At 44.9% G+C, this 13,424-nt stretch carries 9 protein-coding genes; 7 read left to right on the top strand and 2 right to left on the bottom strand.

Annotated features, from left to right (window positions below; translation table 11 throughout):
• Positions 1–233: 233 nt before the first annotated feature.
• Positions 234–671 carry a hypothetical protein gene (locus J2T19_RS12460; protein ID WP_307216093.1) on the top strand — a complete coding sequence of 146 codons (438 nt, stop codon included), beginning with the start codon at positions 234–236 and terminating at the stop codon, positions 669–671.
• A 533-nt stretch (positions 672–1,204) separates the two neighbouring features.
• Here the strand turns inward: J2T19_RS12460 and J2T19_RS12465 are convergent.
• Positions 1,205–1,507 (bottom strand): cysteine-rich CWC family protein, encoded by a 303-nt coding sequence (locus J2T19_RS12465; RefSeq protein WP_307216095.1) that lies wholly within the window; start codon positions 1,505–1,507, stop codon positions 1,205–1,207.
• A gap of 60 nt (positions 1,508–1,567) precedes the next feature.
• A complete protein-coding gene (locus J2T19_RS12470; protein WP_307216097.1) occupies positions 1,568–3,610 on the bottom strand; it encodes an endonuclease MutS2 in 2,043 nt (680 codons plus the stop codon).
• Between the two features lie 537 nt (positions 3,611–4,147).
• On the opposite strand from J2T19_RS12470, the gene J2T19_RS12475 reads away from it, so the two are divergent.
• From J2T19_RS12475 to J2T19_RS12500, 6 genes are all read left to right on the top strand, one after another.
• Complete coding sequence (locus J2T19_RS12475) at positions 4,148–6,484, top strand: helix-turn-helix domain-containing protein (protein ID WP_307216099.1); 2,337 nt, start codon at positions 4,148–4,150, stop codon at positions 6,482–6,484.
• A gap of 350 nt (positions 6,485–6,834) precedes the next feature.
• Complete coding sequence (locus J2T19_RS12480) at positions 6,835–7,788, top strand: ABC transporter permease (RefSeq protein WP_307216101.1); 954 nt, start codon at positions 6,835–6,837, stop codon at positions 7,786–7,788.
• Positions 7,789–7,832: 44 nt separating this feature from the next.
• Positions 7,833–8,705: a carbohydrate ABC transporter permease gene (locus tag J2T19_RS12485; protein ID WP_307216103.1), complete on the top strand. Its 873-nt coding sequence runs from the start codon at positions 7,833–7,835 to the stop codon at positions 8,703–8,705.
• Positions 8,706–8,774: 69 nt separating this feature from the next.
• The gene (locus J2T19_RS12490) at positions 8,775–10,274 is read left to right on the top strand and encodes an extracellular solute-binding protein (RefSeq protein ID WP_307216105.1); all 1,500 of its coding nucleotides are present in this window, start codon (positions 8,775–8,777) and stop codon (positions 10,272–10,274) included.
• A 23-nt stretch (positions 10,275–10,297) separates the two neighbouring features.
• The gene (locus J2T19_RS12495; protein ID WP_307216107.1) at positions 10,298–11,407 is read left to right on the top strand and encodes a glycoside hydrolase family 88/105 protein; all 1,110 of its coding nucleotides are present in this window, start codon (positions 10,298–10,300) and stop codon (positions 11,405–11,407) included.
• A 304-nt stretch (positions 11,408–11,711) separates the two neighbouring features.
• On the top strand, positions 11,712–13,226 hold the full coding sequence (locus J2T19_RS12500; RefSeq protein WP_307216109.1) for an extracellular solute-binding protein: 1,515 nt from the start codon (positions 11,712–11,714) through the stop codon (positions 13,224–13,226).
• Positions 13,227–13,424 lie beyond the last annotated feature (198 nt).

A 13,424-nucleotide genomic window follows, 5' to 3' on the forward strand; every position in this document is an offset into this window, starting at 1 on the left:
TAAGGATAATTATAGTTTCAAAGGCAAAAAAGATGCCCATGATTGCCTATGGGACATGGAAGTTGATGGATGAACGTACAGCAATTGAATGACTTTAGCTCATTTGGGGCTATCATCCTGAATTCACGAATTACAGTTGTTTCTCGTATTGGAGCGTCTATAATGACATATAAGCAAGGAACGACAGCTTTCTTGAATTTAGAAATTAACAACATGTGGAGGTGTACAAGTCTATGAAAAATATCATTCAAAAAGTGTTACTGGCTTCGATGGTTACGGCGGCTGTGTACCCGCTGGTTCCTGTCACTCTTAATCAAGCTTCTGCAAGTGATTACATTGGCACAGTTCCCCAACCTCAGTATTCAACGATTGCAACCTACATCATGGACAAAAGCACAGTAAAAGATTTAGCAGCGAATATGCGAGCTTTATCCAGTAACACAGCCATTCTGGCAGAAACGATTGCACCGATCATTGCGACCAAAATCTCACCTGTATTAGGAGGATATGTGTCGGCAGCGTCACTCGCAACAGCATTAAGCGTCAACTCACAATTGTCCACTGAAGTGTTATACGCAGCAGATCACAATATGAGAGTGAAGGTTGAGATCCAAGACCTGCCTTATCATACTTCATATTCAACCCGAACAATCTTTACTGCTGTTAATTAACGATATACTAAATAAATTAATAATTAGATTTTAATAGGTCTGCTTGTCTTAAGCATTTGTCAGTTTAAGTAGGAGCACCATGGATCTGTTACGAAACACTGCAACGTTGGAAGCTACAAATGAGATAAAAATAAAATCGTTAGATATGTTGCTCATCGTGGATAACATAGGGCATAGAAATAAGCAGCGCAGAGTGACGTTACAATCACTCTGCGCTGTTTGGCTACCAAGAGGAGTTCATCTTCGCTCCAAACGCTAACGAATCTACCGCATCTTAATAGGCGGATTATCAACGTATGCAGGGTTTAACGAACCTCAGTATCGCTATTCCGCCATAAAGCGGTGCTAAAACCTCAAAAATTGACTGAATTTACGAAATAGTGCCTTTGTGATTCGTTAGATTTCAGATCCCAGAAAATAAGAGCGAATAGCGTGTGTCAGATTCATTACATCAAAAAAACACTAAAAGGGAGGGCCATCCCCGTCATATTCATGACTTATGGGACAGCCCCTTTTGCTACCAAGAACGCCATTTACCCCCGTGCCTTAAACTCTACTAGACATGTCTGACAAATGCACGACTTTCTTCGTTGCTCCGTAGGAATTCGGTCGAACACGCCTTCAGGAAATACAGCTTGGTTACACCAGCACTCAGAATGCGGAGCACCAGCGGCATACGAACATCCATTAGCTTCCCCACAGAGAGGACAGACCAGTGGATTCATCTGAGCCTCCTTAAGATTTGCATTTGCATCACGATCTGCGCTTGCATCTGTATCTGGGCTTAAGTTAGACTCCGTTTCCAATTGTAATTCTGATTTTAATGCTCTATTCAATTTGAACTCCACCTTTATCTCGGTCAGGTCTTTCTTACAGTATATCAGATACTGGGATCATCATTGTTGTTCAGGAGGCAGTTCAATCTGAAGTCCTTCCACATGTTTACGTCCCATCAGTTTACGCTTCTTCCGGTTCACTTTGCTCTCGAATACAATGTCGAGGTCATAGTTGTCAGGGTAGAGTTGATCAGCAGCGATATGCAGAGTCAATCTCTTCTTGTGAATCTTAATCTTGCGACCGCGCAGCATCACTCCGATATTGCCACGAGCATCCTCAACGTCACATACAGTTCCGGTTTGATCAAGATACCCGATGTAGACCCGATCTCCCTTATGGAATACGTTGGCTTTTACAGTTGCCTCTGATTCTTTCAGCTTCTTAGACTTAAGTGCCGACTCTGCCTGAGAAGAGGTGTTGGTAAGCACGATAGGTTTGGCTATGTCACTTACAGGATGTTTTTCTGTTGATGGTGAAAGTGAGCTTTTGTATGGCTTCTGTTCAGATTGGGAGGTTATGTGGTGATCCTCTTCTAATTCTGTGATCCATTTCTCTGTAGATGAATTACTCTGTTGAATTCCCAGATCGGAGATGGACTTCGAACGATCGATGATGTGTTGTGCCATTCCTAATTTCAGTGCAATGGCATACGCATAACTTTGTCCAGCTTCTCCAATTCGCAACCGATATAACGGCTGCAGGGTTACCGTGTCAAATTCCATTCGAGCATTTTCAAAACCTGGTGTAGCGGCAGCAAAATGCTTAATTTCTCCAAAGTGGGTGGTGGCTACAACCGTCGCTCCCCGTCGATGTAGTTCTTCAAGCATGGCAATGGATAGTCCTACCCCTTCCCCTGGATCTGTACCAGAAGCCATCTCGTCAATGAGAACGAGTGTTGAGGAATTAGCCTGTTCCAGGATACCGATCATGTTGCGAATATGGGCAGAGAACGTGCTAAGTGCTTGCTCCATGCTTTGACCATCTCCGATATCCACCGCAATTTCACTGTATACAGACATCGTACCACCTTCTCCAACAGGGACAAGCAAACCGGATTGCATCATAAGGGTAAGTAGTCCGAGTGTCTTGAGTGCTATTGTTTTACCCCCGGTATTCGGCCCCGTAATAATGAGTGAACGATAGTTCGTGCCAATTGTAAAATCGAGTGGAACCATAGATTCGCCCATCAATGGGTGATGTGCACGTTGGAGTTGAACTCTTCCTTCTGCATTAACTTGAACAACGCGTCCGTCCATCGTGACCGCATATTTTGCTTTTGCCAGAAGAAAGTCTAGTATGCCTACCGTCTCGGTATTTAGAGCAATTTCACGACTGTATGACTCTGTGAGTGTGGTCAACTCACCAAGAATCTTCATCTCTTCTCGAGACTCATCTCCCTGTAATGCCGCGAGTTCACTGTGAAGACTCATGAGTTCTACCGGCTCAATATATACCGTTTGCCCACTTCCTGATTCGTCCAACACACTGCCCTTGACCAGCTTGCGGAATTCCTTCTTGATCGGCAGAACGGTTCTTCCATGACGTTGACTAATGACATTTTCCTGCATGATGGAGCGATGTTTGCCGAGCAGTGAATCGAGCTTACGCTTCATTCGCTCTTCGTTAACCATCATTTTTTTACGGATTCGTGTAAGCTCTTTGCTCGCCAGATCTTGAATACGTCCGTTATGGATACTGCGTTCAATCTCGCTGAGCAAGGATTCCATCAGCATCATCGATGCAGCGTAACGGCTGACGGTTGGAGCGATCTCGGATTTGCCCTCCATATATTTCATCAGCTGTGCACAGCTTCGCAGAAATTGTGCAAGATGACTGAAATCACGTTCACTAAATAAGTATCCTGTGCCTAGCAAATCCATGATGGTTTCCATCCCATCAAGGGATGGAATGGGGATGCTCGCGCCGTAACGGAGCATAAGAGCGGCTTCTGCTGTTTCTTCTAGCCGCGTCTGAATCCAATGTACATCATTCATCGGCTTCATGTTATGAGCATGACGTTTGCCCAAATAAGATCGCGCGCAGGAGGCTACGTTTTTTTGAATTTCAAAATAATTCAGTGTGCGTAAAGTGTTTTCGTTCATGGGAATCTCTCCTTAATATTAAATATGGTGTTGGATTATACAGCTGACTTATTCCTGGAAAACGCAAAAAGGGCAGAGAATGAACAAACGTCATTCTCCGCCCTAAGCTATATGGGAATGCAGAGTCCAATAAGGTCTATAACAAAAAAATCCACGCTGAACACAGCGCGGAAATAGACCCGGACAAGTACAATCCCGGAGGCGATTTATGATATCCGCTGTTCTTAACTAAGTACAGGGATCTGGCGCATCATGAAATACACGTATGCCTGAGGGCATATGCGAAATGAGAGGCCAAACTCCTGAATATGAAACTTGGTTAGTTAAGAACGCTCACCGACATCAAAATCTCTCCTTTGATTGAGGAATATGCAACTAATATAAACTGGAAATTACCTCAAAGTCAACCCGGAAAATCATCGTTCAGAAGAAATGAGTGGACTTGAATAAGAATGGGTTTTAAAATAACAATAGTAAATTAACCCAATGTAAGCGATATTATGAAATGGAAAGTTTGTAGAAGGAGGGTGCTCTTCTTTGCCAAAATACTTGCTGCGTCTGCTATGCTTCACCATGATCCTTGGAGCGCTTCCAGTCATCATTATTGGTTCTGTCTCGTATACGATTGCTTCACAGGATATTGAGCAAAAGGTGCGCGAGAGTAATCTGCAGATATTACATCAGACTCAGATGAGGGTGGAGCAGGTGCTGCGCAGTTTGCAATTATCATCTATTCAATACGTAAATTCTCCTTTGGTTTTACAAGCGATGAAACATCCACTGGATAGTAGCGAATTTGAGCAAATCCGTGATCTGACATCTGGCTTTAACAATTTACAGGCAGTGACTAATATTGATCAGGCTTATTTAGTCAATCTAGATGAGGACTGGGTTGTTTCGATGCGTTCATTTGGCAAATTAGATGATTTTAGTATTCGGGATCGAATTGGCTCATATCTGAAATATACGAACAGTTTATTCTGGGTGACGCAGAATGTAAACTCAGCAAAAGAAAGTGTACCCGTATCGGCAGGTGTGGGCGATTCAACACAAGAGATCGTTCCAGCACTCATTTCTTCGGACAATGTGGTTAGCATGGTGTTTAAGATTCCGATGATGCCGACGAATGTCAAACCGAAAGGATTTCTTGTGATTGATATTTCCGATACAGAGCTTAGCTCTTATTTGAGTCGTAATACGAATTCAGGAGATATGTATGTGCTTGATCGGGATCAGAAGTTTTTCCTGAATGATGCGGATCAAAATGGGAAGTACACTGCATTGAATGAGGAAATTCAAGAAAAAGTACAAGAAACAGGACAGTCAGAAGGCTTCTTCAATGCAGAGGTAGAGGGGAATCAGGTAGCTGTTAGTTATAAACAGTCACAGCTTAACGGATGGTTGTACGTATCTGTTGTATCTCTGGGGCAGATTACTGCTCAATCTCAGAAAATTGCATTGGTAACGGGAGTGGCAACACTGGTGATGTTGGGATTAACCGGATTAGTTGCTTTTTACGGTAGCCGGCGGATGTATTCACCCATTTCGAGACTTCTTCAATTCACGAAAGGGCTGGACTCTCCTATGGATTCCAAAGGTCGAAGACAGGATGAATTCAGTTATATTGAAGAGCGATTATCGACCTTATTCAGTTCAGAACAGACCATGCGAGAGCAGATGAAGGGACAGCACGTTCATTTACAGGAATTTTTTATGACTAAACTATTAACAGGCAAAATATCGGAAGAGGATTTTAGATATCAGGGGGATCTATATGATTTTCCAACCAACTGGTCGAGTCTTGGTGTGCTTACACTGCAGATGGATACCATTGAGGGGACGCGATATGAAGAGCAGGATCGGGATTTGTTGCTTTTCGCTGTAAATAACATTGTTGGAGAATGGCTTCCTCCGGAAATTCGGTTCACACCAGTCATGATTGATGACGCCCAGGTTACCGTTCTGGCCTCTGAGCTGCATGATGAATTGCAACTAAAAGAATGGATGCACACACAAGCCGAGGGCATACGAGAGCGTGTTGTCACTTATCTGAATCTGCCCGTAAGTATTGGGATCAGTCGGTCTTATCAGGCCATAGGCGATACACCGCAAGCTTATCAGGAGAGCCGGGAAGCACTCCAAGGGCGAGTGAGCTTGGGTAGCCGTATTATTTTGCATTATGAGGATATTCAGCCGCGAGGTCAGACAGAAGCCGCTCTATATACACAGTTGCGAATGATCGAAGATCAATTGGCTTCTGCGCTGAAACAGGGTGATGTAGAGAAAACGGATGCCTACTTCACACAGTACCTGGGATTACTTGCAGATAAGAAACTACATTTCAGTGAGTATCCAGTCATTATGGTTCAATTGTTGTCCCGTGTATATCAATTAGTACAGGAGCAGGGTGGAGATGTGGCGGAAGTGTTGGGAGAGAAAGCCTCGATGGCTCGTTTGCTGAAGCTGTCTACACTGGATGAGATGACGAATTGGTTCCGCAAACGCTTATTCCAACCGGTCATCCATTTCTGGCGGGAGCAGGAAGAGTCTCAATACATGAACATCGCTCGTCGAATGATCCGATTAATCGAAGAGCGTTACGATCGTGAGCTGTCACTTGAGGCCTGTGCGGAGGAATTGAATTTTCATCCTGTTTATTTGAGCCGTGTGTTCAAAAAAGAAGCAGGCGTGAACTTCACAGAATATTTAGCCCAATACCGCATGGAAAAAGCCAAGACCTGGCTACAGACAACGGATCTGAAAATATCAGAGATTGCAGAGAAATTAAACTACACGAATCCGACGGCTTTTATTCGCACATTTCGTAAAATTACAGGCACGACTCCGGGGAAATATCGGGAACAACAACGGTAGAAATAGACCTGCTTCGCCTGCTATGGCGGGCAGGTTTTTTTTGAAGTAATGTGATGCGAATCATCTTTGAGCTAACGTTTCTCGTGGACAAGAAGAAATAGAAGATTACAGCCTTGTTTTATGGATTGTCCTCATCTTTTCGCAGGAGTTAAGACAGAGATATTGAGGTTAAAAGCGGTTCATTACCGGTTGTAATTCAATTACACAAAAGCTGTAAACCCTTGCTACATAAGGGAAAACAAGAAGCTAAAATGAGACGATAGCCAGTGATGTGTTTATCCTCCACAATGAAGACATGAATTCAGGAAGTGATATTTTGTAATCGTTTCCAATGTGGGGAGGAAGACACTATGAAAGCCGAAACGGCGGCTCAGACACGGCCCGCTACCCGCAGTGACAAAAACCTGCTGTGGAGGGACATCATCAAAAACCGGTGGCTCTATATTATGTTAATACCCGGTGTGCTTTACTTTATTATCTTCAAATACATACCTATGTATGGCATTACGATGGCTTTTCAGGATTACACGCCTTACAAAGGTATCCTCGGCAGTGAGTGGGTTGGTTTTAAGCATTTTTCACGTTTCTTCGGGGAACCGCAGTTCTGGACTCTATTCCGAAATACGTTCTTGCTTGCCATCTATAACATGGTGTTTTTCTTCCCACTGCCAATCGTACTGGCACTGATGCTCAATGAAGTTCGTCGTGAACGTTTCAAACGATTCGTACAAACACTTGTCTATGTACCACACTTTGTATCATGGGTTGTTGTTGTTGGTGTGTTCTACATGTTGTTCACCACTGAAGGCGGTGCCATTAATGAATTGCTCTACAACCTGACGGGACAAAAAGTTGCCTTCTTACTTGAGCCAGGCTGGTTCCGTACCATGATTGTTGGACAATCCATTTGGAAAGAAGTCGGCTGGGGAACGATCATTTTCCTTGCTGCCCTCTCCGGCGTAGATACACAGCTCTATGAAGCGGCAAGAATCGATGGCGCGAGCCGCTGGCGTCAGACGTGGCACATTACGCTGCCTGCTATTCGTAGTACCATTGTCATTCTGCTCATTCTGCGTCTGGGCAACTTCCTGGATACAGGCTTTGAACAAATCTTCCTGATGCTGACTCCGACAAACCGCGATGTGGGCGAGGTGTTTGATACCTACGTATACACCAAAGGTCTGACACAGGCACAGTACAGTTACAGTGCTGCTGTTGGATTGTTCAAGTCGGTCGTCGGTCTGGCGCTTGTATTAGGTGCCAATAAGTTGGCCAAAAAATTCGGGGAGGAAGGCGTCTACTGACCTAAAGAGCAGACGCTCTTCACCAGACAGGAGTGAACATTAAGATGCAACAGGATAAAACGTGGGGCAACCGGATTTTCGACTTTCTCAATCATGGCTTGCTGTTGTTAATCGGAATTGTGACCGTCATCCCATTTATTTATATTTTGGCGGTCTCCTTTACAAGCCCGAGTGAAGTAGCTAAGGGGGGATTCATTCTTTTCCCGAAAGAATTCTCACTTGCAGCATATCGCTATATTTTCTCTACAGATACCTTGATTCGTAGTTTGGGTGTATCGATTTACATTACTGTTGTCGGAACCTTCATTAACTTGTTGTTTACGTCTCTCATGGCCTATCCGCTCTCAAGAAGATACTTGCGTGGACGTCAACCGATCTTGTTAGGTGTACTGTTCACCATGTTATTTAGCGGAGGCATGATCCCGACTTACTTCGTCGTGAAATCATTGCACCTGACAGACACGTTATGGTCGCTCATGCTGCCTACGGCCATTAGTGCGTTTAACCTAATCGTTCTTAAAAACTTCTTCCAGGCTATTCCTGACGAACTGGAGGATGCGGCCAAAATCGATGGATGTAATGACGTCGGCGTATTATTCCGGATTGTATTACCTCTATCCATGCCGGCGATGGCAACATTCTCCTTGTTCTATGCCGTAGCTCACTGGAACAGCTTCTTCAGTGCAGTAATTTACATTAACGATAGTCAGAAATGGCCGGTACAGGTATGGCTACGTGAGATTGTCATTCTGGCACAGAGCCGGATCGGAGATACAAGTATTGAGGAAACGGAGATTCAGCCACTCACCATCCGTATGGCGGTTATCGTATTCTCAACCATTCCAATTATGCTCGTCTATCCGTTCCTGCAAAAACACTTTGCCAAAGGGGTGATGCTAGGTTCGGTGAAAGGTTGAGTTGGCACTCGTTAAGAAATCGGAACTTTAAAACAGTTAAAGCTGCATAAAAAGGGGAGGTTTCATTCTATGAAAGCAACAAAAAAGAAAGCCGTAGCCGTTCTGAGCACACTAGCATTGGTTACAGGTTTGCTCGCGGGATGCGGATCAGATGAGGGTCAGGCTGCAGAAGGCGGCGTGCAAAATGTATCCATTGCGATCGCACAAGTCGGGGATGTTCCAAGCAAGGACAATGAAGTACAAAAGAAGATCGAAGCGTATACCAATACGAAACTGGATGTCCAGTGGATTCCGGCTTCAGCATACAATGACAAAATTAATGTCATGATCGCTTCCAGCGACATGCCTAAAATTGTGAAGGTTCAATATAACCCTACGGTGACAAGTGCGATGCGTAATGAAGTGTTCTGGGAAGTTGGACCGTTGTTGAAGGATTATAAAAACCTGTCTGCACAGAATGAGCGCTTTTTTGACAACATCAAGGTTGAAGGGAAAATTTACGGCGTACCTGTATTCTCCGATATTGCCCGAGCAACCGTCATTTACCGTAAAGATTGGTTTGAGAAGCTGAATCTCAAAGTACCAACAACGCCAGATGAATGGTACGAGACGATCAAAACGTTGTCTACTTCTGATCCAGATGGAGATGGTCAAGACAATACATTTGGTTTAATGCTGTTCAAGCGTTACAACGAGGACCAATATTCCTTCACAACTCGTCTTGGTGTAAGCTTTGGCGCGCCAAACAAGTGGAAAGTAGAGGACGATGGAAGCTTTACACCAGAATTTATGACGCCTGAATATAAACAAGTTATGGATCTTCTGAAGCGGTTGTATGATGAGAAGCTGCTTAACCAAGACTTCGCAGTATTCGATTCCACTGAAGCTGAGAAGAAATATGATTCCGGTTTAGTGGGTATGCGTGTGGGTGTTGCCCAGAACGGTAAAAGTCAGCAGGAACGTTTATCCAAGAACGACCCTGATGGTGTAGTCGATATTGCTGGATTGTTAGGGCCAAATGGTGATCGCGTTGCAGGACAGACGGGTAACTCAGGCATTCTGGCATTCCCTAAATCCACGGTGAAATCGGAAGAAGAACTGAAGAGTTTGTTAGCATTCATTGATAAGCTGATGGATCCTGAAATGGCTACACTCTTGATGCGTGGTATCGAAGATAAACATTTCACAAAGGTTGGTGAAGACCAGGTAGAGATGAGCGACTTCGACGCTTTCCAACGTGAAGTGAAGCCGTATCGTGATAACTTCCCTTATGTCGAGGGCTACAATGTACCGAAACTGAAAGATACTGAGTTGGGTGAAAAAGGAACTGAACTCGCGAAAGAGCTTGCGGAGCATGCTGTCCCTAACCCTGCCCTTACGTTGTATTCACCTACGTATGGTGATCGCGGCGCGGATCTTGATCAGATGATTGCGGATGCGCAGACCAAATACATTATGGGCAAAATCGATGAAGCAGGTTGGCAGAAGGAAATTGAGAATTGGGCGAATGCCGGTGGTAACAAAATTCGCGAAGAATACGCGGAGGACTACAAAAAGCAAGCTCAATAATGAGCTAGAAGCGGAGGAGCGCCATGAAAGAAACGTTACAATTTACGCCAGTGCGAATGGCTGAACAGTTCATGGAAAGTTATCGTAGCCATGACTTGTACTCCACCTGGCATTATGAGAATGGTTGTATATTAAAAGCCTTAGAAGAGTTGTATACCCATACGGGGGAACAAAAGTATTTTGATTATATCCAGGAACTGATGGATCATTTCGTGCAGGAAGACGGTACGATTCGAACCTACGGTGTTGAGGAATATAACCTGGATCAGATTAACCAAGGCAAATCGTTATTTCTGCTCTTAGACAAAACGGGAAAGGAGAAGTATCGCCAAGCAGCTGACCTACTCATGGTACAGCTCAAAGGCCAGCCGCGTACAAGCGAAGGTGGGTTCTGGCACAAAAAGATATATCCTTTCCAAATGTGGCTAGATGGGTTGTATATGGCGACCCCTTACCTGACGCAATATGGAGCCGTAACGGGTCAAGACAAGTGGTTTGATAAGGCAGCACTACAGTTGCTCTTGGTAGAGCAGCGCACGCGTGATCCGCGGAGCGGTCTGTTATATCATGCTTGGGATGAGAGTAAGGAGCAGCGCTGGAGCTCAGGGGAGACGGGTTGTTCTCCCCATGTCTGGAGCAGAGCTGTCGGCTGGTATGTGATGGCTGTGGTAGACACATTGGACTATCTGCCAATTGATCATGAACAGCGTGGACAGATTGTAGGTATCTTTGAACGACTGGCTAATGCGCTTGTACATGTTCAGGATCAACAAACTGGATTATGGCCGCATCTCTTGGATCAACCAGGCCGTGAGCGCAATTACTTGGAGGCATCGGGGACTTCGATGTTTGTGTATGCCTTAGCTAAAGGTGTACGTAAAGGATATCTGAGTGGCAAATTCAAGGCGATTGCGGAAAAGGGGTATCAAGGTCTGTTACAGCATTTGCTGCAAACGGATCGAGAAGGCGTGCTCTCCTTAACGCAATGTAATGGTGGAGCTGGTCTTGGCGGCAGTCCTTATCGTGATGGTTCATACGAGTATTATGTAACAGAATCCATTCGGATTAATGATCCGAAATCGGTCGCTCCGTTTATTCTTGCAGGAGTGGAGATGGAACTAGCTACACGATAGGTCGTTTCTGAAAACTCGCTGAAGTGCATCTTTTACCGCCTTTTCGCCCCCTGCTGCGTCACTTTCCCTTGACGTGCCCCGGCACGCCTGCGGAAAACTTCCTGGCTTGGAACGAAAATTCGGCAAAATCTGCGTCCTTCGGAGTTTTCAGACACTCCCTAGTTCTTTTATTCAGAACATTTATGATAGCGCATTCATTTATTGGTTTTGCTTCAATCCATACCAAAGCTTCCAACAACCCGTGAGCACCTTCTACTCGATGGAAGCAGGTCATGATTAGGTTATCCAAAAGGAGAGATGGTTCATGAGCCCAAAAGTACGGATGTCTCGTTTAAGCGGATTGGTTGTCATTGGTGCAATGTCCGCAGGACTGCTCGCAGGTTGTGGGGGAGAAAAAGCACCTGCTGCGACGGGGGAAGGCAAGTTTCCCATTTCCATCTCTTTGATGCAGGTAGGTGATGTTCCTGCGAAGGAGAACGGGATTGAGCAAAAGATTGAGGAATATACGGGTACCGATGTGAATGTGCAATGGATTCCGCAGTCTGCTTTTGATGATAAAGTGAACGTCATGGTTGCTTCGGGCGAGATGCCCACCATTATGCGGGTGAACTATGTACCGACAACATTTAATGCAGCCAAAACCGGCTTGTTCTGGGAACTTGGCCCTTACCTGAAGGATTATAAGAACCTATCTGCCCAATCCGAGGCGTATTTTGAGAATATCAAAATAGAAGGCAAAATCTACGGTATCCCTAATTTCCGTGATATCGGTCGTACCGCGATTGTATATCGTAAGGACTGGTTCGATAAGTTGAATCTGGAAATCCCCAAAACATTGGATGATTGGTACAACGTGATGCATTCCATGCGCAAGGATGATCCGGATGGAAATGGCAAAGAGGACACCTATGGTGCGTTGCTGTTCAAGCGGTACAATGAAGGCGTATCTTCCCCACTTACACGGATTGCGGTGAGTATCGGAGGCGTAAATAAATGGGGTGTGGATGACTCGGGTAAACTGACACCGGAGTTCATGACTCCACAGTATGTAGACACGATGAAGCTGTTCAAGAAGTTGTTCAGCGAGGGGCTCATTAACAGTGATTTCCCTGCGCTTGATCCATCGGATGCGGACAAAAAGATGGATTCCGGCCTCATTGGCATGAAGCTGAACGGGGTAGCTCAGAACGGTAAGTCATCTCAGCAACGTCTCACACCGAATGCACCGGATGGAGAGATCGATGTCGCTCCATTCCAAGGGCCAGATGGCATTCGTATTGCTGGAGAACCAGGTAACTATGGTATGCTTGTCATTCCAAAAGCGGCCGTACCTGATGAAGAGCAGTTGAAGAAGGTACTCACCTTCCTGGATCAGCTAATGGATGAAGAGCTAAGTACGTTACAATTACGCGGTTTGAAGGATGTGCACTATACCGAGACTGCTGACGGCAAAACGGAGCTGAAAGACTTTGATGCCTATCAACGGGAAGTGAAGCCTTACCGTGATAATCTTCTAAGTATTGAGGGCTACAATGTTGCTGAACTCGTGGACGTACCTATTGGTATGAAGGGTACGAAGATGGCACGTGAGAATGAACAATATGCAATTCCGAATCCTGCACTGACACTCACTTCTGCAATCTATACGGAGAGAGGGCAAGAGTTAGATCAGATGATCTGGGATGCCCAAACCAAGTATATTATGGGTAAACTAGATGATGCAGGCTGGGAGCAGGAAGTGGCAAACTGGAAGAAATCCGGTGGTGACCAACTGATCTCAGAGTTTGAAGCATCGTATAAGGAATTGAACGGCAAGTGAATCCATTTTCAGTGATTTATGAAATTGATTCAAGTAGTTTATAAAATGGAGGCGTACCCCGTGCGCTTATCATCTACGTTCTAAAATAAGGGTTGCGAATCTTCGGGTTCGTAACCTTTTTTATTCGTTTTTATTATGAATGTTCTGTGGAAGGGGTATAAGAGTAGAGGAGCACTTATAGCATAGTCAACTTGATGC

The sequence above is a fragment of the Paenibacillus tundrae genome (assembly GCF_030812775.1).
Taxonomy (GTDB): domain Bacteria; phylum Bacillota; class Bacilli; order Paenibacillales; family Paenibacillaceae; genus Paenibacillus; species Paenibacillus tundrae_A.